This window comes from Eggerthella hominis (assembly GCF_014287365.1).
Taxonomy (GTDB): Bacteria; Actinomycetota; Coriobacteriia; order Coriobacteriales; family Eggerthellaceae; genus Eggerthella; species Eggerthella guodeyinii.
The window spans coordinates 24,498-47,293 of record NZ_JACOOA010000001.1 but is presented as its reverse complement, the minus strand read 5'-3'; the positions used below and the strand labels follow the sequence as shown (position 1 = coordinate 47,293).

18 protein-coding genes and 1 riboswitch are annotated in these 22,796 nt (G+C 68.7%); of the genes, 7 read left to right on the top strand and 11 right to left on the bottom strand.

The window, feature by feature from the left end; genetic code table 11:
• Window positions 1-84: 84 nt before the first annotated feature.
• Both rpoD and H8S61_RS00210 read right to left on the bottom strand, forming a co-directional pair.
• Entirely contained in the window at window positions 85-1,317 is a 1,233-nt protein-coding gene (gene rpoD / locus H8S61_RS00215) for an RNA polymerase sigma factor RpoD (RefSeq protein WP_160941817.1), read from the bottom strand.
• A gap of 133 nt (window positions 1,318-1,450) precedes the next feature.
• Complete coding sequence (locus H8S61_RS00210; RefSeq protein ID WP_186937498.1) at window positions 1,451-4,246, bottom strand: ATP-binding protein; 2,796 nt, start codon at window positions 4,244-4,246, stop codon at window positions 1,451-1,453.
• Between the two features lie 190 nt (window positions 4,247-4,436).
• Between H8S61_RS00210 and H8S61_RS00205 the strand changes: the two genes are divergently transcribed.
• The gene (locus H8S61_RS00205; RefSeq protein ID WP_222617521.1) at window positions 4,437-5,876 is read left to right on the top strand and encodes a D-alanyl-D-alanine carboxypeptidase family protein; all 1,440 of its coding nucleotides are present in this window, start codon (window positions 4,437-4,439) and stop codon (window positions 5,874-5,876) included.
• An 8-nt stretch (window positions 5,877-5,884) separates the two neighbouring features.
• On the opposite strand, the gene priA is transcribed toward H8S61_RS00205, so the two are convergent.
• From priA to metK, 3 genes are all read right to left on the bottom strand, one after another.
• Window positions 5,885-8,233 carry a replication restart helicase PriA gene (priA, locus tag H8S61_RS00200; protein ID WP_186937496.1) on the bottom strand — a complete coding sequence of 783 codons (2,349 nt, stop codon included), beginning with the start codon at window positions 8,231-8,233 and terminating at the stop codon, window positions 5,885-5,887.
• A 39-nt stretch (window positions 8,234-8,272) separates the two neighbouring features.
• The gene (gene dinD / locus H8S61_RS00195) at window positions 8,273-9,130 is read right to left on the bottom strand and encodes a DNA damage-inducible protein D (protein ID WP_186937494.1); all 858 of its coding nucleotides are present in this window, start codon (window positions 9,128-9,130) and stop codon (window positions 8,273-8,275) included.
• A gap of 357 nt (window positions 9,131-9,487) precedes the next feature.
• Complete coding sequence (gene metK, locus H8S61_RS00190) at window positions 9,488-10,753, bottom strand: methionine adenosyltransferase (protein WP_186937492.1); 1,266 nt, start codon at window positions 10,751-10,753, stop codon at window positions 9,488-9,490.
• Window positions 10,754-10,761: 8 nt separating this feature from the next.
• Window positions 10,762-10,854, bottom strand: a riboswitch (SAM riboswitch).
• A 307-nt stretch (window positions 10,855-11,161) separates the two neighbouring features.
• Between metK and H8S61_RS00185 the strand changes: the two genes are divergently transcribed.
• The 6 genes from H8S61_RS00185 to H8S61_RS00160 all read left to right on the top strand — a co-directional run bounded on the left by H8S61_RS00185 (window position 11,162) and on the right by H8S61_RS00160 (window position 18,001).
• Entirely contained in the window at window positions 11,162-12,526 is a 1,365-nt protein-coding gene (locus H8S61_RS00185; RefSeq protein WP_186937490.1) for a glutathionylspermidine synthase family protein, read from the top strand.
• An 87-nt stretch (window positions 12,527-12,613) separates the two neighbouring features.
• On the top strand, window positions 12,614-13,366 hold the full coding sequence (locus H8S61_RS00180) for a lipoprotein intramolecular transacylase Lit (RefSeq protein ID WP_186937488.1): 753 nt from the start codon (window positions 12,614-12,616) through the stop codon (window positions 13,364-13,366).
• Window positions 13,367-13,815: 449 nt separating this feature from the next.
• The gene (gene gltX / locus H8S61_RS00175) at window positions 13,816-15,351 is read left to right on the top strand and encodes a glutamate--tRNA ligase (protein WP_186937486.1); all 1,536 of its coding nucleotides are present in this window, start codon (window positions 13,816-13,818) and stop codon (window positions 15,349-15,351) included.
• Window positions 15,344-16,471 carry a 4Fe-4S binding protein gene (locus H8S61_RS00170; RefSeq protein WP_186937485.1) on the top strand — a complete coding sequence of 376 codons (1,128 nt, stop codon included), beginning with the start codon at window positions 15,344-15,346 and terminating at the stop codon, window positions 16,469-16,471. The genes gltX and H8S61_RS00170 overlap by 8 nt, the downstream gene beginning before the upstream one ends.
• Before the next feature lie 22 nt (window positions 16,472-16,493).
• Window positions 16,494-17,588 carry a hypothetical protein gene (locus tag H8S61_RS00165; protein WP_186937483.1) on the top strand — a complete coding sequence of 365 codons (1,095 nt, stop codon included), beginning with the start codon at window positions 16,494-16,496 and terminating at the stop codon, window positions 17,586-17,588.
• Between the two features lie 11 nt (window positions 17,589-17,599).
• Entirely contained in the window at window positions 17,600-18,001 is a 402-nt protein-coding gene (locus H8S61_RS00160) for a PaaI family thioesterase (RefSeq protein WP_160941827.1), read from the top strand.
• 21 nt (window positions 18,002-18,022) lie between these two features.
• Here the strand turns inward: H8S61_RS00160 and H8S61_RS00155 are convergent, their stop codons facing one another.
• The 6 genes from H8S61_RS00155 to H8S61_RS00130 form a co-directional block, all read right to left on the bottom strand.
• Window positions 18,023-19,354, bottom strand: coding sequence for an MATE family efflux transporter (locus H8S61_RS00155; RefSeq protein ID WP_186937481.1), 1,332 nt, complete (start codon window positions 19,352-19,354; stop codon window positions 18,023-18,025).
• Between the two features lie 5 nt (window positions 19,355-19,359).
• The gene (locus H8S61_RS00150; RefSeq protein ID WP_154334083.1) at window positions 19,360-19,815 is read right to left on the bottom strand and encodes a MarR family winged helix-turn-helix transcriptional regulator; all 456 of its coding nucleotides are present in this window, start codon (window positions 19,813-19,815) and stop codon (window positions 19,360-19,362) included.
• A 109-nt stretch (window positions 19,816-19,924) separates the two neighbouring features.
• A complete protein-coding gene (locus H8S61_RS00145) occupies window positions 19,925-21,010 on the bottom strand; it encodes a dipeptidase (protein ID WP_255466395.1) in 1,086 nt (361 codons plus the stop codon).
• The gene (locus H8S61_RS00140) at window positions 21,007-21,522 is read right to left on the bottom strand and encodes a nucleotidyltransferase domain-containing protein (RefSeq protein WP_186937479.1); all 516 of its coding nucleotides are present in this window, start codon (window positions 21,520-21,522) and stop codon (window positions 21,007-21,009) included. Before H8S61_RS00140 ends, H8S61_RS00145 begins: the two co-directional genes overlap by 4 nt.
• A complete protein-coding gene (locus tag H8S61_RS00135; RefSeq protein ID WP_186937477.1) occupies window positions 21,512-22,102 on the bottom strand; it encodes a DJ-1/PfpI family protein in 591 nt (196 codons plus the stop codon). The genes H8S61_RS00140 and H8S61_RS00135 overlap by 11 nt, the downstream gene beginning before the upstream one ends.
• Window positions 22,099-22,581, bottom strand: coding sequence for a GyrI-like domain-containing protein (locus H8S61_RS00130; protein ID WP_186937476.1), 483 nt, complete (start codon window positions 22,579-22,581; stop codon window positions 22,099-22,101). Before H8S61_RS00130 ends, H8S61_RS00135 begins: the two co-directional genes overlap by 4 nt.
• Window positions 22,582-22,796 lie beyond the last annotated feature (215 nt).

The following is a 22,796-nucleotide window of genomic DNA, read 5'->3' as shown; positions in this document are numbered from 1 at the left end:
GATTCGTAACGGGGGCGGCGTGCGATCGGCGCGGCTGGCAACGCACGAACCCGCGCGTCCTTCGCCGCGCCATGAAGGGCGTAGCTAGTCTTCCAAATAGTCTTTCAGCTTGCTCGAGCGGGACGGGTGCCGCAGCTTCGCCAGCGTCTTGCTCTCGATCTGGCGGATTCTCTCGCGCGTGACGCCGAACTCGCGTCCGACCTCCTCGAGCGTGCGCGGATGGCCGTCCTCCAGGCCGAAGCGCAGCGAGATGACCTTGCGCTCGCGCTCGGCCAGGCCGTCGAGCACCTTCGACAGCTGCTCCTGCAGCATGCTGAACGAGGCGGCGTCGGGCGGCACCACGGCGGCGTCGTCCTCGATGAAGTCTCCCAGCTGGGAGTCCTCCTCTTCGCCGATGGGCGTTTCCAGCGACACGGGCTCCTGCGAGATCTTCTGGATCTCGCGCACGCGCTCGGCGGGAAGGCCCATCTCCTTGCCGATCTCCTCGGGGCTGGGCTCGCGGCCGAGCTCCTGCAAAAGCTGGCGCTGGATGCGCACGAGCTTGTTGATGGTCTCCACCATGTGCACGGGGATGCGGATGGTGCGGGCCTGGTCGGCGATGGCGCGCGTGATGGCCTGGCGAATCCACCAGGTGGCGTACGTCGAGAACTTGAAGCCCTTCGTGTAGTCGAACTTCTCCACCGCGCGGATGAGGCCGAGGTTGCCCTCTTGGATGAGATCGAGGAACAGCATGCCGCGGCCCACGTAGCGCTTGGCGATGGACACGACGAGGCGCAGGTTCGCCTCGATGAGCTGCTGCTTCGCGTCGATGCCCACCTGCTCGATGCGGCCGAGGCGGCGCTTCTCGCGACGCTCGAGCTCGATGCCCTCGTCCTCGGCCTTCTCAAGCTCTTCGGTGGCCGCCACGCCGGCTTCGATCTTCATGGCGAGGTCGATCTCCTCCGCCGCGGTGAGCAGCGGGACCTTGCCGATCTCCTTCAAGTACATGCGGACGGGGTCGCCCGTCAGCATGGTCACGCTCGCGTCGGCGTTGCGCTTGCGCACGGAGCGCACCTTGCTCTTGCCGGCCACCTTGGGCAGCTGGACGTCGACCGTCGCCTTGAGCTCCTCTTCGGGAATGCCTTCGAGCAGGTCTTCGTCGTCGCTGTCCTCGGACAGGCCGCTTTCGAGCTTATCGTCGTCAAGCCCGTCGCCGGCGTCGACCACATCGGGCTCGTCGTCGAGGGCGTCTTCCTCCAGGATGTCTTCGGCTTCGATCGAGGCTTCCGCAGCGGTGTTCTGCTCTTGAGCGGTTTGCTTACTTGAGGCTTGGGCCACGTGATCTTCCTTTCCGACAGGACTGCGCGCAGGGCATGAGTATACATACGCACCAGGCGCAAAGATACAGCCAAATAATATACCACACTCTTCCGTCATTGAGACGACGAATATCCGGCTTGCGAAGAACCTTTCACTCCTCGGGAGGCAGGTAGCTGCGCAGCGTGTCGTAGAGCTGCTGGGCGTCGAAGGGCTTGGGGATGAAGCCGTTCATGCCGGCCGCCGCCGCGTCCTCGCGATCCTCCTGGAACGTGTTGGCCGTGAGCGCGATGATGGGCACCGTGCGCGCGTCGTCGCGCTCGAGCGCGCGGATCTCGGCCGCCGCCTCGAGGCCGTCGAGCAGCGGCATCTTGACGTCCATCAGCACGAAGTCGAACGACCCCGGCTCCGAGGCGGCGAACAGGTCCACGGCCTCGCGCCCGTTCGCCGCGCGCTGCGTCTCGATCCCCTGCATGTCGAGCAGCGCCACCGCGATCTCGGCGTTCAGGTCGTTGTCCTCGGCCAGCAGCACGTGCGTGCCTTCGAGCGAGCGTTCGGCCACGTCGGAAGGGGCGGGCACGCCGCCGCCCATCGCCGCGTCGTCGGCCGCGGGCAGCTCCAGCACGAAGAAGAACTCCGAGCCCTCGCCGAAGCGGCTCTGCACGTCCAGCTTGCCGCCCATGAGCCGCACGAGGTTGCTGCTGATGGCCAGCCCGAGGCCGGTCCCCTGGGCGTTGCGGCGGTTCTCGGAGGCCTGCTCGAACGACACGAAGATGCGCTCGAGGTCCTCCTCGCGGATGCCCGCGCCGGTGTCCTTCACGCTGAAGCGCACGCTCACGCGGCCCTCGCCGCGCATGAGCACGCCGATGCTCAGCCGGATGGTGTCGCCGGGGTCGGTGAACTTGAGCGCGTTGGACAGCAGGTTCGCCAGCACCTGCTGCAGCCGCACGTCGTCGCCCACCACGACGTCGTCGGCGTCGCAGCGCGCCTCGAGCAGGATGCCCTTCTCCTCGGCCTGGATGCAGAACATGCTCTGGAGGCGCTCGGCCAGCGAGCGCAGGCACAGGGGCGCCGTCTCGATGTGCATCTTGTCGTTCTCGATCTTCGACATGTCGAGGATGTCGTTCACGAGCGACAGCAGGAACTGCGCCGACGTGTTGATCTTCTCGAGGCTCGAGCGGATGGACGGCGTGGCCTCGCCCGACAGCGACGCCACGTTCGACAGGCCGATGATGGCGTTCATGGGCGTGCGGATCTCGTGGGACATGCGCGAGAGGAAGTCGGTCTTCGCGCGGCCCATCTCCTCCACTTTCTCCAGCTTCATCTCCATCATGCGGTTGCGCACCTTCGCCACCGACACCACGATAACGATGGCCCCCACGAACAGGCACAGCACGAGGCCGAGCGCGACGACGAGCAGCGGGTTCTCGGACACGACCGCCTGGATGGTGCGCTGCTTGCCGAACGCGGGCATGGTGTTGCGCGAGAAGACGGTGTCGAGCTCGTCTTGCGAAAGGCTGTTCACGGCCTTGCTGAGCACCGAGTACAGGTCGGCGTCCACCGGCTGCGCGATGGCGAACGAGAGGCTGGCCTCGTGATGCTCGGAGGTGGCCGGCGTGATGTTGTTGAACGACCGGTCGGTGAACAGGCTCTCGGCGTAGGCGACGGGCATGCTCGTGATGTCGGCGCGGCCGGAGTTCACCGCCTCGAGGCAGTCTTCGTAGGTGCGGTAGTGCACGACCTCGGACGCGTCCACGCCGTCGGCGCCTTCGCGACCGTAGATCTGCGCGTACACCGTGCCCTCCGAGGAGGTCAGCTTGTTGCGGAACACCACCTCGTTGAGCGAGGCGAAGCCCTCCGTGACGACGAGCTGCTGGGCTTCGGCGACATACTCGTCGTCCATGAAGCCGCCCATGATGTCGGCCTCCCCCGATTTCACGAGGTCGATGGCCCCTTGGTAGGTGCTCGCGTGCACGATCCGGAACGTGAGCCCCGTGCGCTCGGTGACGAGGTCGAGCACGTCCTTCACGATGCCCTGGTTCTGCCCGTCGCGCTCGTAGAACAAGGGGTAGCGGTCCGCCATCACGGCCACGCTGAGCACGCCCGCCTGCTCGATGTAGGCGCGATCGGCGTCGGAGAACTTGATGGACGCCTGGTGCCGCGAGGGCAGGTGCTTGGCGTCCAGCTCCTTCGCGAAATCGGCATCGGCTTCGTATATCGAGGTCATCGCCGCGTCCAGCTCGGCTATCACGTCGCTTCCGGCAGGTGCGGCGATGTAGTACGGCTCGCCGTCGAACTCGGCCGCCACCCGGCGCCCCTCGGTGAGGTCCACGTCGCCGCCCAGCACCACGTCGGCGGTGCCGTCGTCTAGGCACTGCGCGTACGCGTCGTAATCGAGCTGCAGGACGGTGCATTCGATGCCGTTGAACTCGAGGTAGTGTTCGAGGCGGCGGATCTTCTCCGCCGCGTTCCGGTACGTGCCGATGGTCTTGCCGTTGAGGGTGCGCGGGTCGAAGGTGACGACGTCGTCGTTCTCCTCGAGGCTGATGAGCAGCGCGTGGTTCGAGCCGATGGCGAAGGCGGAGTACTCGTACTGGTCGGCGATCTGCTCGCGGTAGTACATGCCGCCGATCAGGTCGATGTCGCCGGCCTTCGTCCGCTCCATGAGGTCCTCGGCGTCGCCGTCGACGAACTCGTAGCGCCATCCGGTGTACTTGGATATCTCGGTGAGCCAGTCGTAGAAGATGCCCGAGCGCACGCCGTCGTCGCCGATCTCGCTGATGCCCTCGACCTCGGGGAACGCGACGCGCAGCGTTCGGCCCTGCACGGACGCGTCGGCCGAGCCGTCGTCCGCGAACGCGGGCGCCGACGCGGGCGCAGCGAGGGCGGATGCCGCGATGAGCACGGCGGCCATCGCCGAGCAGATGCAGCGCGCTGCCTTCGTTTTCACAGCTCATCCCTTCTTCGACCCCTGCGACACGTCCCACGATCAGCTAGGATACCACGGTATGGAACAAAACCGCCAATCTGACACACGCGACGGGAATTTCGGGCGCCCCGCGGGCGGAACGGCCGCGACGCGTATACTGGTGGCGAGACGAACGCCGCAACCGCGCCCGCGCGCACCCGAGGAGCAACCGATGAACGCCCGCCGCCACCTCCCCTTCCGAGCCGCCTGCCTGGCCCTGGGCATCGGCCTCGCCTGCCTGCCGCAGGGCTTCGCGCACGGCGTCGTGGACGACGGCGACCTCGTACTGGGCCGCAGCGTCGCCGAACGCGCGCTGCCGTCCGAGCAGTGCCCCGACCTCGACGCCTCGTACGCCGCACTCGTGGACGAGGACGGCACGCTGTGGTTCGGCCGCGATGCCGGCGAAACGGCGCAGATCGCCTCGCTCACGAAGATCATGACCGCGCTCGTGGCGGTGGAATGGCTCGACGCGACCTCGACGATCGAGGTGACGCCCGCGGCGGCGAGCGTCGGCGAATCGAGCGCCGGGCTCGTCGAGGGCGACGCGATGACGTTCGACGACGCCTTGAAGGCGCTGCTCACCGCATCGGGCAACGACGCGGCGTCCGCCATCGCCCAGGCCGCCGGGGCGAGGATGCTGGCGCAGGAGGCCTCGGGCGGCGACGCGTACGCCTGCGAGGCCACCTTCGTCGAGGCCATGAACGCGAAAGCGGCCGAGCTGGGGCTGGCGAACTCGTACTTCACGAACCCGCACGGCCTGGACTTCGACGCGTTCGCCCAGGGGCAGTACAGCTGCGCGGCCGACGTGGCGGCGATGCTGCGGGCGGCCATGCAGCACGACCTCGTCCGCGCGAACATCGGGTTCTCGCAGGTGGACATCGTGGTGCAGCGCGGCGGCGCGCCCGCGACGCTCACGCTGACGAACACCGACACCATGCTGGGCGGCTACGATGGCACGTGCGCGGCCAAGACCGGCTACACGCTGGCCGCGGGCCCCTGCGTGGCGACGGCCGTGAACCGCGGCGACGGCCACGAGTACTACGCCGTGGTGCTGGGGTCGTCCTCGAAGCCGCAGCGGTTCGCCGACTCCGAGGCGCTGTACGACTGGGTGCTGGCCGAACGCGACGCGCTGGCCGAGGAAGAGGGCGAGGCCGCGGGCGAGCCGGAGCCGCCCGCCGTCGAGACGGTCGCGTACCAGCTGGTCAACACCCCGCGTTCGACGGCAGCGGAGATCGGCGGGACGACGGCCTCCCGCCCCGTGGTGGCCGAGGTGGCCCACGGCGACTGGATGGACCGCACCGTGGAGGCCACGGTGCTCGACGCGAACGCCGCGGTCACGGTGCCCGTCGGGGGCGGGCGCATCGAGCAGGAGGCGTCGTTCGCCGCGCTCAGCGGCGACATCGAGCGCGGCGACGTGGTGGGCCGCCTGACGTTTCGGCAGGACGGCGCGGTGCTGTGGGAGGGCGACCTCGTGGCGGCCGAGGACGTGGCCGCGCCCACCTGGTGGGAGGGTTTGGGCGTGAGCGCGCAGCGCTTCTTCGGCGGCCTGTTCGGCGCGCCGGCCATCGCCGAGAGCACGCTCGTGGCGACCGGGCCTCTCAAGGTGTCGTAGGCGGCGGGTTAGAGCAGGTCGTCGGGATCCACGTCGATGGCGACGTTCGCGTCCTTGTCCGGCTTGCGCCGGCGGAAAAACGGCAGCAGCGCCGTGGACAGGTCGGCCTCCACCGGGCACTTCACCACGATGTGCCAGCGGTACGTGCCGCGCAGCTTCGCCAGCACGCACGGCGTGGCGGGCAGCACGCTCCACCCGTCGCCGCCGTAGTCGCGCACGACCTCCTCGAGCCCCGCCTGCAGCTCGGCCGCCACGCGGCGCACCGCCGGCTCGTCCCTGCTCCACACCAGCACGTTCGCCATGCGCACGTAGGGCGGGTAGCCCAGCAGGCGGCGCTTCGGCAGCTCGTCGCGCAGGAACAGGGCGCGGTCGTAGGTGGCGGCCGCGCGGATGGCGGGCGCGTCGGCCTCGTAGGTCTGCACGAGCACGCGGCCCGGCAGCTCGGCGCGGCCCGCGCGCCCGGCCACCTGCTCCACGAGGTCGAACGTGCGCTCGGCCGCGCGGTAGTCGGGCAGCTTCAGCATGGTGTCGGCGTTGATGACGCCCACGAGCGTGACGTCCTCGAAGTCGAGCCCCTTCGCGATCATCTGGGTGCCCAGCAGCACGGCCGCGTCCGCCGCCGCGAACTCCTCGAGCAGGCGCTGGTGCGCGCCCTTGCCGCTCGTGGTGTCGGCGTCCATGCGCACGATGGGCACGCCCGCGCCCACGCCGGGCATCTCGTCGAGCAGCACGCGCAGCTCGGCCTCGACGCGCTGCGTGCCCGCACCGAACTTCTTGAGGTAGGGGCTACCGCATTCCGGGCACGTGGGCGGCGTGGGAATCCGGTAGCCGCAGTGGTGGCAGATGAGGAAGTTGCCGCGCTCGTGGTACGTGAGCGAGGTGGAGCACGACGGGCACTCGGGCACGAAGCCGCACTCGCGGCACAGGAGGAACTTCGCGAACCCGCGCTGATTGAGCAGCAGCACCGCCTTGCGGCCGGCGGAGAGTTCCTCTTCGAGCGCGCGGGCCAGCGGCAGCGCGAACATCGCGCGCGAGCCGCCGCTGAACTCCTTGGCCATGTCCACCACCTGCACCTCCGGCAACGGCTTGCCGTTCGCGCGCTCGGGCAGGTCCACGTGATGCCACGAGGGGTCCTTCGCGCAGGCGTGGAGCGCCTCGATGGAGGGCGTGGCCGAGCCCAGCACCACGGCGGCGCCGGCGCGGCGCGCCATCCACGCGGCCACGTCGCGCGCGTGGTAGCGCGGCGCGCTGTCCTGCTTGTAGGAACCTTCGTGCTCCTCGTCGATGACGATGAGGCCGAGGTTCGCGAGCGGCGTGAACAGCGCGCTGCGGGCGCCCACCACCACGCGCGCCGCGCCCGAGCGGATGAAGTCCCACTGGTCGTAGCGCTCGCCCTGGCTCATGCGCGAGTGCATGACGGCCACGAGGTCGCCGAAGCGGCCGCGGAAGCGCGCGACGGTCTGCGGCGTCAGCGAGATCTCGGGCACGAGCACGCACGCCGTGCGGCCGGCCGCGAGCGTCGCCTCGATGGCCTGCAGGTACACCTCGGTCTTGCCCGAGCCGGTGACGCCGTCCACGAGCACCACCTCGCCCGCGCCGCGCGAGCGCGCCGCGTCGATGGCCGCGAGCGCGCCGGCCTGCCCCGGCGTCAGCGGCGGCTTCGCGGAGGGGGTGAACGACGGCGCGGCGGCCGAGGGGGCCGAGAGGGCCGAACCCGCGGCGTCCTCCGCCATCCCCCGCATGCGGCGGCGGTGCTCGATGCGCACGACGCCCTGCTTCTCCAACGTCTTGAGGGGCGACGACACCGCGCCGAACTCGGCCGACAGCTCCGCCACGCGCAGCTCGCCGCCGCGCAGGGCCGCCACGATGGACGCCTGCTTCACGGCGTTCTTGCGCGGCTCGAAGTCCGCGAGGGCCGGGCCCGGCACCACCCAGCGGTCGTCGACCTCCCCCACCGTCGGCTCCTCGAGCCGCCAGTAGCCCGCCTGCGCGCGCACCATGCGCGGCACGCCGCCCGGCGGCGTGAACAGGCGCACGCACGACGACAGCGGCGCGATGTAGCGCTCCGAGAGCCATTGCGCGCACGCCGCGCCCTCCTCGTCGAAGTACGGGCGGCTCACCGCGCGCACGACGCCTTTGAGCTTGGCGGGGTTCAGCCCCTCGGGCCAATCGCCGTCGGCGCGCTCCTCCATGGCGACGACGAAGCCGACCGCCTGGCGCGGCCCGAACGGCACGAGCACGGCGCAGCCGACCTCGACCGGCTGATCGCCCGCTCCCGCTTCCTCGGGGACGGCGTAGGTGTAGGGCGTATCAAGCGCCTGCGTGGGTATGTCCAGAATGACCGATGCGAGTTTCATGCCCCCAGTATATCCCAACCCCGCGCCACTCCGGCGCCCCTACCCTTCCTGCGCAGGAAATCCCTTGGCATCCCGCTCGAGCCTGCGCTCCTCGCCCAGCACGCGGCGTTCCAATTTCCTCACATCTTCCTCGGGCGGCAATTCTTCGGGCCTGATGCCGCGCTGGCCCAGCAGATCGCGCACGCCGGCGTTGTTCTGCACGTGCTCTCCGGCTATAGGCGGCTCGCCATGCAAATCCTTCCGCACGACATTGTGGTTCGTCATCTCGGTGGCGAGCTGCTTCGCCGCCAGCGTGACCGACGGCAGATGGTCGGCGAGCGGCTTCGAACCCTTCACGCCTAAGCGTCGCTTCATGTCGGCCGTCGCATAACCGCCGAACAGCGCCGCGTCCCCTTTCGAGCGAATGCGCGCGAATCCCGCACCGTCCACGCCGCGCTCGTAAGCGATACGCGAAAACTCGCTTTCTGCCTCGGAGAGCTGCCCGCGCACGGCAATGCGAGTCAACGCAGCCATGCGCTCCTCGATGAGCTCCTGCTTGCGCGTCTGCAGCGCGAAGTAGCTTTGAGCGAACGCGACCTCCTCCTTGCGAGAATCGCCGTTCTGCGCGATCAGGTAGCAGGCGTAGCGCGTGAGCTTGTAGTCTTTGAGTTCGCGTTTTGCCCCACTTCCCAACTCTACCATTTTACTGACGCTAGTAAAATGGTTTTGAACAGGTACTTTGCTGCCTTCAGCTGACACCATGGCCTTCTTCACCGCCACTTCGAAGTTCTGCCACTTCGCATAGCCGAGAAACCCCATGATATCGCGCGCGAACCAATACTCGATGCCGCTTTCCTCGTCGATCTGCGCCAAATCATCCAACGTCAGCTTGCGCTTCTCGATATCGAGCCGCTCCATAGTTCCCTCCCGCCCTTCCCGACCTCGACAGCGCGCAGCAAAGCAAACGCGCGGACGCGGATCGGGTGTGCAACTCCGTGTTCTCAGAGGATCTTGCGGACGGGGTGCGGGCGGCGCGGAGATCGCCGCCATCTATGGACATCCGAAGGGTGGACGCATCCGCACTGGCTCTTTTTCGATAGCAGCAGTATACCACAAAATACGAACTATTGTTCCTATTTTGAGGTATTTGCGCACAGCGCGCCCACCGTCCGCACGTGCCATCACGTACCACGAAAACGGGTGGAGGAAGGGGCGGAAACGGAGCCGCCCGACGCAATCGCGCCGGGCGGCTCGCCGCGCATATAAAGGTTGCGCTTACGCCAGCCCGCACGCCTTCCGCAGCTCGTCCGCCTTGTCGGTGCGCTCCCAGGTGAACTCGGGGAGCTCGCGGCCGAAGTGGCCGTAGGCGGCCGTCAGGCGGTAGATGGGGCGGCGCAGGTCGAGGGCGTCGACGATGGCGCCCGGGCGCAGGTCGAACGCCGCGTCCACGGCGGCCATGATGTCGGCCTCCGGCACCGCGTTCGTGCCGAACGTGTCGATCATCACGCTGACCGGCTTCGCCATGCCGATGGCGTAGGCCACCTGCACCTCGCAGCGCGCGGCGAGGCCCGCGGCCACCACGTTCTTGGCCACCCAGCGCGCCGCGTAGGCCGCCGAGCGGTCCACCTTCGTGCAGTCCTTGCCGGAGAACGCGCCGCCGCCGTGGCGGCCCATGCCGCCGTAGGTGTCGACGATGATCTTGCGGCCCGTGAGGCCCGCGTCGCCCATGGGGCCGCCCACCACGAAGCGCCCCGTGGGGTTCACGTGGATCTCGGCGCCCTCCAAGAGCTCCACGCCCTCGGCGGCCAGCACCGGCTCCACGACGTTGGCGATGACCTGGGCGCGCAGCTCGTCGTGGGCGATCTCCTCGGCGTGCTGCGTGGACACGACCACCTTCTCCACGCCCACCGGGCGGCCCTCCGCGTAACGCACGGACACCTGGGTCTTGCCGTCGGGGCGCAGGCTCGGCATCGTGCCGTCCTTGCGCACCGCGGTCAGGCGCTCGGCCAGGCGGTGGGCCAGGTACACCGGCATCGGCATGAGCGTGGGCGTCTCGTCGCAGGCGTAGCCGAACATCATGCCCTGGTCGCCCGCGCCGACGCGCTCGTAGGGGTCGTCGCCGGCGAGGCCGCGCTGGGCCTCCCAGCTCTCGTCGACGCCCTGCGCGATGTCCGGGCTCTGGTCGTGGATGGCGTTGAGCACGCCGCAGGTGTCGCAGTCGAAGCCGTACTTCGCGCGGTCGTAGCCGATGTCGCGCAGCACCTCGCGCACGATGGCGGGCACGTCGACGTAGGCCTGCGTGCGGATCTCGCCGGTGACGATGACCATGCCGGTGGTGGCCATGGTCTCGCAGGCCACGCGCACCTGCGCGGGGTCGGCGGGGTGCCCGTCGGGGGCCACGTAACCGGCGGCCGCCAGCTCGGTCTCCTTCGCGAGGATCGCGTCGAGGATGGCGTCCGAGATCTGGTCGCACACCTTGTCGGGATGACCCTCGGTGACGGACTCGGACGTGAACAGGTACGTAGAACGATCTTCGGCCATAAGTTCCTCCTTCATCGCTGTAGGCCGGACCACCTTGGCGTATCCGCCAGGTTGGTGTCGGGATCTCAGAGCCAACTCTCTCCCCCGACTCTTGATAAAACAGAGAACCGCGCACGTGGCCGGAATCCCCGTGAAACCTTGCCGATGGTACCCCGAAAGCAGCATCCGCGCAAGACCGGAAACGTCGCAAGCGCGCAACCCCCACGAGCGCCGCGCAGGCGGGCGGGAAAACGCCGGCGAACCGCCGGGAAACCGCCTCCGGAAAGGTTCCGCGCAACCGCCGTTCGTGTGGCGATACGGCAACTTCCTCGATCGCGCCGCGCAGCTCATGGTACACTTTTCGGCTGAAACCTATCCCCCGCCCCGAAGCGCGCGCCGCCCCGGGAGCGGTGTCCCGAAAGGATCGCCATGCCAACCAACGCCGACTACACGCGCGAGTACTTCGAGATCATGGACTCGCTCGGCGGAGACGTCGCCGGACGCCGCGCCGCCTTCGACTACATGCAGAACTCCACGGCCATCGTGCACCACCAGGTGGTAGCGTGCTCCTTCATCCCCCGCCTGTTCAGCAAGAAGACCTACGACACGATGAAGGAGACGGCGGAAACGGCGCACCGCATCCTCGTCAAGGTCATCGAGCATTACCTGGCCGACCCCGAGTATCGCCGCGCCTTCGACTTCGACCCGCGCCTCGAGGAGCTCATCCTGCTGCCGCGCGGCTACGACTCGGTGCTGCCGTTCGCGCGCGTGGACACGTTCCTGAACGAGGACGACTACCGGATGAAGTTCTGCGAGTTCAACGCCGACGGCTCGTCGGGCATGAACGAGAACCGCGAGATCACCACGTCGGTGGCGCAGTCGAGCACGTTCGAGGAATTCGCGAACCGCCACCATGTGGAGGGCTGCGAGCTGTTCGAGTCGTGGGTGCAGGCCTTCCTCGACATCTACGCCACCTACGCCCGCCGCGTGGAGAACCCGCGCATCGCCATCTGCGACTACCTGGAGAACGGCGTGGTGGACGAGTTCCACATCTACGCCGACCTGTTCCGCCAGCGCGGCGCGGAGTGCGTGGTGGCCGACGTGCGCGACCTGCGCTTCGACGGCGAGGCGCTGTACGACAAGGACGACCAGCGCATCGACGCCATCTGGCGCCGCTGCGTGACGAACGACGTGATCGACCATTGGGACGACTCGCAGGAGCTTCTCAACGCGGTGCGCGCCGAGAAGGTGGCGCTCATCGGCAGCTTCGCCGGTCATATCGTGCACGACAAGCAGATATTCAAGGTGCTGTTCGACGACCGCACCGTGGAGTTCCTCGACGGCGACGAGATCTCGTTCGTCGAGGAGACGGTGCCCATGACGGCGTTCCTCGACGACGACTACATCAACGTGGGGCAGATCCGCGCGAACAAGGACGAGTGGATCATCAAGCCCACCGATCACTACGGCGCCGACGACGTGTACGCCGGCTGCTCCGTGTCGCAAGAGGAATGGGAGGGCCTCGTCGACAAGTTCGCCAACGGCCGCGCCGGCTTCCCGTTCATCGTGCAGCGCTACATCCGCCCGTTCAAGACCGAGACGCTGCCGCCCGACGCGCGAATCGACGAGCTGGCCGACGACGAGGTGTCGGACTCCCCTGCGCTGTACAACAACCTGAACGGGCTGTACCTGTACGACGGCGTGTTCACCGGCGTGTTCAGCCGCCTGGGCCCGCTGCCCACGATCTCCAAGGACATGCAGGGCATGACCGCCGCCACGATCTGGGTGGACTAGGTTTTCCGGGCGCGCCGGCTTCTCGGCGCGCCCTCTTTTTTGCGCGCCCGACGGCGCGCCACGGGGATGGAAGAGAGGACGATTCGCATGTCCAACGCGATCAACAAGCTTGCCGCGGTGGTTGCCGCTGCGGCGCTGGCGGTGACGCTCGTGGCAGCGGGGTTCGCCGCATGCGCGGCGTTTCCGCAGACCACCGAGGCGCTCGCGGGGGCGTTCTCGGGCAACGGCAATCCCGATACGCCGTTCTCGCACGACGAGCTCGTGCAGGCGGCCGTGGCGACGCGCGATTACACGGTGGGGTCGAACGACCGCGACGCCGTCTTCTCCGCGCTGCACGCCATCAACGAGAGCGCGGGCACGCCCTACGCGCAGGCAAGCCCCGACGAGCTGGCCGCCGCCCCCGAGGAGTACACGCTGCCCGCCGACGCCCTGTCGCACCTCGACGACGTGTACCGCGTCGTGGCAGGCGCGCGCATCGGGCTCGTCGTCGTCGCGCTCTTGGCCGTGGCCGCCTGCGCCCACATGGCCATCCGCGTCGGGCGGCGCGCCCTCGGCGGCGTGCTGGCCGCGGCGGGCGTCGCGGTGGTCGCGGTGTTCGCGCTGCTGGCCGCCTGGGTGGTCGTGGACTTCAACGGCTTCTTCGCCGCCTTCCACTCGCTGTTCTTCGCGAACGGCACCTGGACCTTCTCCTACGACTCGCTGCTCATCACCATGTACCCGCCCGAATTCTGGATCGGCATGGGGGCGGTGTGGCTCGCGACCACGGGCTTGCTGTCGATCGCGGCCGTCGTCGTCGGCGTGTTCTTGCGTCGCAGAGGAGCCCAAAAGCGTTCGGCGTAAAGGGATGCGCCCCTGCGCCGACGAGCGTGGCGAGATGGGCCTACAAGTCCTCGAGTTATGCACCCTCGTGGCATCGAAAACCCTCCGAAAACGCCCGGTTCGCGAGTTATGCACCCTTCCCGAATCCCACACGTGCGGCAGGAACGATGGAGCTGATTTCCGACCTGGGGTTATTCCAAGCCTTTTCAGCCGAGTCTTTCGATCGAAGACGATTCGGCCGGACAAGGGGGTGCATAACTCGCGAACCCAGAAGTGCGTGCGGCATCCTCGACCGGAAACCCTCTCGACAAGGCAGCGGCACCCGGAGGTCGAGCCAGGGTCGAGCTTTTTGATGAGGAAGGGCAGCGAGCAACTTGCGGCGACGGCGGGGTCGACTATACTGAAACCGTTGCCGAAGCCCCGCTTCGACCCGAACGACAAGCCATTCTATCCGGAGGATCATCCCAGCTATGAGCGATAACAAAGTCCGCGTGCGCTTCGCACCTTCCCCCACCGGCCGTCTCCACGTGGGCGGCGCCCGCACGGCCATCTACAACTGGGCGTTCGCGCGCGCCATGGGCGGCGACTTCATCCTGCGCATCGAGGACACCGACCCCGAGCGCTCGACCGAGGAGAACGTGCAAGTCATCCTCAACGCCATGAAGTGGCTGGGGCTCGACTGGGACGAGGGCCCCGAGGTGGGCGGCGCGTCCGGCCCCTACTTCCAGACCCAGCGCATGGACACGTACGCCGAGGCGCTTGAGCGCATGAAGGAGCGCGGCAGCGCGTACCCCTGCTTCTGCACGAAGGAGGAGCTCGACGCCAAGCGCGCCGCGGCCGAGGCGAACGAGGGCGGCTACGCGGGCTACGACCGCACCTGCCACGACCTCGACCCCGCCGAGGCGGCCCGCCGCATCGCCGCGGGAGAGCCGCACGTGTGGCGCCTGCGCGTGCCCGAGGACCACGCCGCCATCGAGTTCGACGATGCCGTGTACGGCCACGTCAGCTTCCCGGCCGAGGTGATGGACGACATGATCGTCGTGCGCACGGACGGCTCCCCCACCTACAACTTCGCCGTGGTGTGCGACGACGCGAACATGGGCGTCACGCACGTCATCCGCGGCGACGACCACCTGTCCAACACGCCGCGCCAGATACTCATCTACGAGGCGCTCGGATTCGACGTGCCCACGTTCGCGCACCTGTCGATGATCCTGGGCGCGGACGGCAAGAAGCTGTCGAAGCGCCATGGCGCGGCATCCGTGGAGGAGTTCTGCGAGCGCGGCTACCTGCCCGACGCCATGGTGAACTTCCTGGCGCTCTTGGGCTGGTCGCTCGACGGCGAGACGACGCTCATCGACCGCGCCACCCTGTGCGAGCGCTTCAGCCTCGACCGGGTGACGAAGAAGGACGCCGTGTTCGACGAGACGAAGCTCGACTGGATGAACGGCCAGTACATCAAGGCCATGGACGCGGGCGCTTGGGTGTGGGCGTCGCTGCCGTGGCTCTGCCGCGCGCATGCGGGCGTCGCGGCCGACGGCGAGCTGACCGACGAGGCGCGCGACGCGGCGGCGGCCGACGTGGGCGCGCGCCCGGAGTGGTACGCCAAGCTGTACCCGCTCGTGGCCGAGCGCCTCGCGCGCCTGGACGAGATCCCCGCCAAGCTGGCGTTCATGTTCTGGGGACCCGAGGTGCCCGAGCTCGACGAGAAGAGCGTCAACAAGGTGCTGAAGAAGGAGGGCGCACGCGCCGACGAGGCGCTGGCCGCCTGCCGCGGCGTGCTGGCCGACGAGGACGTCGCCTGGGAGGCCGAAGCGCTCCAGGAAGCGTGCCGCGCCCGCGGCGAGGAGCTGGAACTCAAGCCGAAGCTGCTGTTCCAGCCGCTGCGCGTGGCGGTGTGCGGCAACATGGTGTCGCCGCCCCTGTTCGAGAGCATCGAGCTGTTGCCGCGCGCCGACGTGCTGGCCCGCATCGACTACGTGACGAAAGAGGTGTTCGGTGGCTGAGGCCCCTGAGAACATGCCCCGGAACGCGGGCGACCCCTCCGCCGAGGCGGAGAACCGGCCCAACCAGATCGTCGTGCTGCGCGATTACTGCACGCGCGTGCGCGGCGCCGCGTGCGATCGCTGCGCGCTGGCCTGCCCGCACGACGCCATCGCGTTCGCGGAGGACGGGCGCCCCGTCATCGACGCGGACGCCTGCACGCGCTGCGGCATCTGCCTGGGGATCTGCGACGCGTTCTCGTCCTCGCGCGTCACGATGATCGACGTGCACGCGCGCATCCGCCGCATCGCGCTGCGCGGCGAGGACGTGGTGCTCACCTGCAAGGAGAACATCTTCCCCGGCTTCGAGCCCGCCGCCAACGTGGTGGTGCTGCCGTGCCTGGCGTGCCTGTCCCCCGAGTTCTGGACACTCGTGCTGACCGAGAACATCCCGGTGCGCATCGCCGCGGACCTCGCCTACTGCGCCGACTGCGAGCGCGCGGGCGAGATGGGCGAGATGCTGTACGCCCACGCCGTGGAGACGGCCGAGGAGTGGAGCGGCGCCACGGTGGGCTACCTCAACGAGATCCCCGAGAAGGAGAACCTCGTGCGCGACCTGGCGAACCCCGAAGGCGTCGACCGCCGCAGCGCGTTCACGAACCTCGTGAGCGACGTGGGCGACATCGCGTCGGGCAAGCGCCGCCTGCGCAACTCCGACGTGCTGCAGCAGTTCTACGAGCGCAAGGAGCGCGCTCGCGCCCGGGCGCGCCTCAACCTCGTGGACGGCGTGCAGCTCAACGACTTCGTGCCGCAGGGCCGCACGAAGCACGTCATGTGGCCGAAGCGCCAGCTGCTGCTCGAGGCCATCGACCGCAACCCGGAGATCGCCGCGCGCGTGCCGGCAGTGCTCTCCGAGACCGATTGCAGCCGCTGCACGAACGAGCTCGCGTGCGCCGAAGCATGCCCCACGGGCGCGCGCTTCCCCAGCCCCGAGGACGGCCTGCTGTCCTACGATCCGCGCTACTGCATCGGCTGCGGGCTGTGCGTGGACGCCTGCCCGCAGCAGGCGGTGGGGCTCGTCGAGACCACCGCGGCCGCGTTCGCGCGCGACGAAGACGAGAACCCGGAACCCCCGACCGACTAGCCCTCAAGGCAAGGAGCATCGCATGACCGCACCCGAGCAACCCGTTCCCGAGCGCGACGACCAGAACACGCAGGGAGGCTTCGACGGCCAGCAGTACCCGCCCGCGACCCCGACGGGCGGCGCTCCCGTGCCGCCCCCGCCCCCGGGCGGCCAGCCCTACGCGCCCCAGCAGCCCTCCTACGGCGCGCCGCAGCCGCCGTACGGCCAGGCCCCGCAGCAGCCCTACGGCCAGCAGCCGTACGGCGCCGCGCCGCAGCCTCCCTACGGCTACCCCGTCCAGCCCCCGTACCCCGCACCTCCCGCGCAGCCGAAGAAGAAGGCGTGGCCCTGGGTGCTTGCGGGCTGCCTGCTGGTGTTCCTGCTGGGCATCGGCGGGTGCGTGGGCTGCGTGTCGTGCGCGATGATGATCGACTCGAACTACAACGGGTCGTTCGATCCCTATTACGACGACGAATACGACGGGCCGTACGACCCCTTCTCCGACGATTACGGCTACAACTACCCCTACGGCGACTCCGCCGACAGCTACGACGGCTCGGGCTACCTCACCTACGAGGCCATCAAGGAGGCCGCGGGCGACCTGCCGAACGAGATCGTGGACGGGAACTGCTCGTCGGGCGTGTACCGCGTGGGCGCCGGCCAGGACATCGAGCCGGGCCGCTACTTCTTCGAGGGCAGCATGGACGAGGAGGGCTACTTCTCCATCTTCGACAGCGCCGGCTCCTCGGGCGGCTACGACATCGAGTCGGTCATCTCGTACTTCGGCAACTACTTCGCCGACCTCGAGGAGGGCGACCTCGTCGTGTTCATGGGCGCGGGCGACGACCGCATGTACCTGGCCGACAAGGCCGACTTCAAGCCCGAAGCCCCCTACGACAGCGGCCTGTACCGCGTGGGCACCGACATCCCGGCGGGCACCTACACCGTCACCGCGCAGGACGAGGCGGCGGCCGTCGCCGACCAGGACAGCGCGGCGTTTGTCATGAAGAGCATCGACTTCGACGACGATCCCATCACCGACACCAAGTACGTCCTGAAGGGCGGCTCCCAAACCGTCACGGTGAAGGACGGCGAGTGGCTCGAGCTGTTCGCCGCCACGGCGACGCCGGCGGAATAGGGAGGCGCGCGATGCTTCCCGACAACCCCGCGCTCGACGAGATCGAGGCCGTGTTCGCCAACGACCGGTTCGCCACCGAGGCGGCGGGCTGCCGCGTCGTGTCGGGCGAGCGGGGCCGTGCCGTGTGCGCGATGGAGCTGGCCGACGTGCACCGAAACGCGATGGGCAACGTCATGGGCGGCGCCATCTTCACGCTGGCCGATTTCGCGTTGGCCGTCTGCTGCAACATCGGCGAGGAGCCCACCGTGTCGGTGGACTCCTCGATCAGCTTCTTCCGCTCCACGCAGGGCTCGACGCTCACCGCCACGGCCGTATGCGACAAGCCAGGCCGCCATCTGGGCTTCTACACGGTCGAGGTCGAGGACGACCTCGGGAAGCCCATCGCCCGGATGACCGCCACCTGCTACCGCTAGCCGCCGGCTGCGTTGCCAACCTTACGCGTAGCCGTAGGGCTTGCGCAGGTACACGAGGAAGAACGTCGTCAGCACGAGCGCGCACGCCTCCGCCACGATGATGGCGCTCCACACCCCGTCGATGCCCCACGCCAGCGGCAGCAGCATGACCGTGGACGTCTCGAACACGAGCGTGCGCATGAAGCTGATGAGCGCCGACACCTTGCCGTTGTTGAGCGCCGTGAAGAACGCCGAGCCGTAGATGTTGAACCCGCACACGAGGAACGCCGTCGCGTAGATGCGGAACCCGTGCAGCGTCATGGCGGCGAGCTCCGGGTCGTAGCCCACGAACACGTTCACGAGCGGCACGGCCAGCGCCTGCGAGGCCGCGAACATGGTGGCGCCCGTCGCCCCCACGAGGATGAGGCTCTTCTTGAAGAGGCCCCTGAGCTCGCTTTGGTTCCGCGCTCCGTAGTGGTAGCTCACGACGGGCCCCGTGCCCATGGAGAAGCCGAAGAACACGGCCGTGAAGATGAAGTTCACGTACATGATCACGCCGTACGCCGCCACGCCGTCGGCGCCCGCCAGCATCATGAGCTGGTAGTTGTACAGCATGCTCACCACCGACGCGGCCACCTCGGTCATGAGCTCCGACGATCCGTTGACGCACGTCGCACCGAGCGCGCGGAAGTCGCGGACGGGGCGCGCGAAGCGCAGGCGGCTGGTCTTGCTGCGCGCGAAGAACGCCGTCGACGCTGCCGCGGCCAGCAGCTGGCCCGCCGCCGTGGCCACCGCCGCGCCCGCGATGCCCCAGCCCAGCACGGCGATGAACAGGTAGTCCAGCACGATGTTCGTCACGCCCGCGCACACGGTGACCAAAAGGCCCATCTGCGGCTTCTCCGCCGCGATGAAGAAGCTGAGGAACACGTTCTGCACGATGAACAGCGGCAGCGCCGCCAGCAGGATGCGCCCGTACACGAGCCCTTGCTCCATGAGCGAGCCCTGCGCGCCCATGAGGCCGAGCACCGACTCGAGCGCCAGCGCGCCCACGCCCGCCAACGCCGCGCCCGAAATCGCGGCCGCCAGCACGATGAGGCTGAACAGGCGGTTCGCGCGCTCGGCCTTGCCCTCGCCCATCGTCTTCGCCACGAGGGCCGCGCCGCCCGTGCCGAACATGAACCCTACCGATCCCAGCGCCATGACCAGCGGGAACACGAGGTTCACGGCCGCGAGCGCCTCCTTGCCCGCGAAGTTCGACACGAACAGGCCGTCCACCACGCTGTAGATGGACGTGAAGATCATCATGGCGATGGAGGGCAGCGCGAAGCGCACGAGCCGCCCGTAGGTGAAGTGATCGGAAAGCTTGATGGCCATGGCGATCACCGCCCGTCCGGGTACGGCAGGGCGTCCATCTGCTCGCGCAGGGCGGCGAGGTGCAGGCGTGCGAGCCGCAGCAGCTCCTCGCACGCGCCCGGCTCCATCGCGGCGAACGCGGCCCGCTCGGCCTCGACCACCGGGCGGATGCGCTCCTTCACGAGCGCGCGTCCCGCCTCGGTGAGGTGCAGGTGCGTGCCGCGGCCCTGGTCGATCCGCAATTCCACGATGCCCGCGCGCTCCAGCTTGTGCACCGACGAGTTGATGGTCTGCTTGGTCAGGCCCGAGGCCGCGCACACGTCGCGCTGCAGGCAGCCGTCTCCCAGGTCGTCGAGGCAGTACAGGATGTCGAAGGCGCTGTCGGACAGCCCCATCTTCGTGGCGACGTCGTGGTACAGCTCCGTCTCGAGCCTGAACAGATTGTTGTATTCCCGGTTCGCACGGTCTTGCCGCGTGTCCATTGGTGCACCTCTCGCTATCGAGTCCGATTTCGTACTCGGCACAGTATAGGTACGAAATCGGACTCGTAAAGAGGGTTCACGAAACCATCACGCGGACGGTCGCGCGCCCTCAGCGCTCGGCGTCGAACTGCGCGAAGAAGTCGTGGGCGTTCTGGAAGAACACCCGGTCGGCCACGGCGAGGCCGAACTCGCCCGCCAGCAGCTCGTGCAGCGCGCCGATGCGGTCGCAAGGATCGAGCCAGGTGGGAACATCGCAGCCGTCGTAGTCGCTGCCGAGCGCCAGCACGCGCTCGCCCGCCGTCTCCAGGACGTGGTCGACGTGGCGCAGCACGTCGTCGCGCGTCGGGTCGGCGATGCGGTCGGTCAGGAACTGCGTGCAGAAATTGAGCCCGACGATGCCGCCGCGGTCGGCCAGCTCGCGCAGCTGCCAGTCGGCGAGGTTGCGCGGGTGCCCGCACACGGCGCGCGCGTTGGAGTGCGAGGCGGCGAAGGGACGGGTCGCGACGGCGCACACGTCCTTGAACCCGGCGTCGTTGAGGTGCGATACGTCCACGACGATGCTGCGGCGCTCGAGCTCGGCCACGCACGTACGCCCGAACCCGGTCAGGCCGTGGCGCGTGTCGTTGCCGCTGCCCAGCGCGTTCGGGCCGTTCCACGTGAGCGTGACCATGCGCACGCCCGCGTCCGCAAGCTCGTCGAGGCGGCCTTCGGCCGTGCCGTCGTCCTCCAGAAACGACGCGCCCTCCACCGTGAACACGGTCGCCGTCCTGCCCGCAGCGTGCGCGACGTCGACCTCGGCCATGGTGCGCGCCTGTGCGAGGCGCATCCCGCAGCGCTCCAGCTCGCGCGCCAGCACGGCGCGCACGCGCTCGAACAGCGCCCAGGCTTCCGCGCCGTGCACCTCGTCGGGGACGAAGGCCGCGAAGCACTGGCACCATGCGAACCCTTCCGTGCGCGCGAGCGAGACGTGCGCGTCGTTGTCGGCCAACGTCGCCATGCGGTGCGCGGGGATGTGCGCGTCGTGCGCGGCGAAGCCGCCCGGCACCGACGCGTCGCCGTGGAACGCCAGCCGGTCGAGCGTGTCGCAGTGCAGGTCGAACACCCGCAGGCGGTTCGATGCCGCCCGCCCCTCGTCCGCAAGCCGCGCCGCCTCCTCGGCCGCCAGCTCGTCCAGCGTCATGAACAGCCCCATCATGCTTCCTTCCTCATCGCGTCGCGGTACTCTTCGGGCACGGGGACGCCGAAACGCTCGCACAGCAGGCGCACGTCACGCACGTCGTCGGCGTCGAAGTCGTAGCCGCAGTGGAACGACACCTGCTCGGCTGCCGGGATGCAGCGCACCTCGACGCCCCCGACCGTCCCCCGCCCGGAGAACGCGGACGCCGGGTAGCGCTCCCCCAAGAACACGAGGGAGCCGTCGTCGGCGAACTCGAACACATGCAGGTCGACCACGCGCCCGTCGCCCGCCTCCCAGGCGGTATGGTCTTCCATCGTGAACGCGCGGGGCGCTTCCGAGAAGCCGTCCGCTTCCAGCAGCGCGACGAACGCGGCCTCGTCGCGGCGCCGCACGAACACGTCGAGGTCGTCGTGCGGGCGCGTCTGCTCGCCCACGAGCGCGTCCACGCCCCAGCCGCCGTCGAGCCACACGTCGATGCCCCGGCGCGCCGCCTCTTCGAGCAGGGCGGCCGCCGCGCGCTCACCCATCATGGGAGAACCCCATCGCCCGCATCACCTCGTGCGCCGCTTCGCGCGAAGTCAGCATCGCCAGCAGCTCGAAGGCCACGAAGGGCGCCGTCTGCGGGCACCACGACGTGACGACGTTGCCGTCAACCACCACGGGCTCGTTCACCACCTGCGCGCCGAACGATGCCAGCTGGCGCTGGCGCGACCCGTCGCCCAGGTGGTACGTCGTCGCGCGACGGCCCGCAAGGATGCCGCTCTTGCCGAGGGGCAGCGCGCCCACGCAGATCGACGCGACGGGCTTGCGCGCCGCGTCGAACGCGCGGATCAGCCCCAGCGCGCGCTCGTCGTACGCCTCCTCGTAGAAACCGTACTCCTCGAAGCCGCCCGGCACGGCGAGCGCGTCGTAATCCTCGGGACGCACGCCGTCGACCAGCGCGTCCATCGCGACGCTCACGCCGAACGTGCTGGCCACGGCAGGCGCGAACCCGCACAGGTCGACCTCGACGTCATGGCCGAAGTCGTCGCGCGCCCAGCCCATCACGTCGACGAACGGGCCGAGCTCCATCGTCTCGAACCCCTTGCAGCACAGCAGCAGCACCCTCATCGGCACGTCCCCTCCGCTTGCGTCTTCTCGATGGCGAACAGCAGGTCGACCCGCGGGTGCCTGCCAAGCGTCTTCTCGGTGTGGTGCTCGTACTCGAGGTTGAGCGCAACGTAGCCGCTCGTCGGAAGCCACGTCGTGTACAGCCAGCGCTTCGCCTTGCCGACGGAGGCGCCCCACAGGGCGCGCAGCGCGGGAGCCAGCTCGATGCGCGCATATGCGCCGGCCGGGATCGCAAAGCGCTCGAGCCCGTCCGCCTCGGCCTCCCCGCCAACGAACAGCTCGCAGTCGTCCGTGGACGGGTCGTAGGCATGCGAGATCACGAACAGCGGCACCGTAGTGCCCGCAGACGCGTCCACGGCTTCCGCACGTACCTTCGCCAGCCGGTCGATGTCGCGCGCGAGCATCCGGTCGTTCGACACCATGCCCACCCCGTAGACCACGCGCTTCGCAGCCTGCTCGACCCGCACCTCATATCCCATCGTCCGCACCTTCCCAACCGTCCGACCGCTCTTCGCTATCGTAGCAAACAGGGCACGCGAAGCAGAACCCCGGATGCGAACAACATGCACAAAACGGGGCGCCGCCGAAAACTTCGTTGCCACGATGTGTAGGATCGGCTTGAACAAGCACTCGGCCCCACGGCCAGTCCATCTTCCGGAGTCAGTCAACAGCATCATGCACGGACTCGGACGGT

Excerpts from the sequence above, each read along its gene's own strand:
- H8S61_RS00205 (WP_222617521.1), top strand. The coding sequence starts at position 4,437 with ATGAACGCCCGCCGCCACCTCCCCTTCCGAGCCGCCTGCCTGGCCCTG.
- priA (WP_186937496.1), bottom strand. The coding sequence starts at position 8,233 with ATGAAACTCGCATCGGTCATTCTGGACATACCCACGCAGGCGCTTGAT.
- dinD (WP_186937494.1), bottom strand. The coding sequence starts at position 9,130 with ATGGAGCGGCTCGATATCGAGAAGCGCAAGCTGACGTTGGATGATTTG.
- metK (WP_186937492.1), bottom strand. The coding sequence starts at position 10,753 with ATGGCCGAAGATCGTTCTACGTACCTGTTCACGTCCGAGTCCGTCACC.
- H8S61_RS00185 (WP_186937490.1), top strand. The coding sequence starts at position 11,162 with ATGCCAACCAACGCCGACTACACGCGCGAGTACTTCGAGATCATGGAC.
- H8S61_RS00180 (WP_186937488.1), top strand. The coding sequence starts at position 12,614 with ATGTCCAACGCGATCAACAAGCTTGCCGCGGTGGTTGCCGCTGCGGCG.
- gltX (WP_186937486.1), top strand. The coding sequence starts at position 13,816 with ATGAGCGATAACAAAGTCCGCGTGCGCTTCGCACCTTCCCCCACCGGC.
- H8S61_RS00165 (WP_186937483.1), top strand. The coding sequence starts at position 16,494 with ATGACCGCACCCGAGCAACCCGTTCCCGAGCGCGACGACCAGAACACG.
- H8S61_RS00160 (WP_160941827.1), top strand. The coding sequence starts at position 17,600 with ATGCTTCCCGACAACCCCGCGCTCGACGAGATCGAGGCCGTGTTCGCC.
- H8S61_RS00155 (WP_186937481.1), bottom strand. The coding sequence starts at position 19,354 with ATGGCCATCAAGCTTTCCGATCACTTCACCTACGGGCGGCTCGTGCGC.
- H8S61_RS00150 (WP_154334083.1), bottom strand. The coding sequence starts at position 19,815 with ATGGACACGCGGCAAGACCGTGCGAACCGGGAATACAACAATCTGTTC.
- H8S61_RS00145 (WP_255466395.1), bottom strand. The coding sequence starts at position 21,010 with ATGATGGGGCTGTTCATGACGCTGGACGAGCTGGCGGCCGAGGAGGCG.
- H8S61_RS00140 (WP_186937479.1), bottom strand. The coding sequence starts at position 21,522 with ATGATGGGTGAGCGCGCGGCGGCCGCCCTGCTCGAAGAGGCGGCGCGC.
- H8S61_RS00135 (WP_186937477.1), bottom strand. The coding sequence starts at position 22,102 with ATGAGGGTGCTGCTGCTGTGCTGCAAGGGGTTCGAGACGATGGAGCTC.
- H8S61_RS00130 (WP_186937476.1), bottom strand. The coding sequence starts at position 22,581 with ATGGGATATGAGGTGCGGGTCGAGCAGGCTGCGAAGCGCGTGGTCTAC.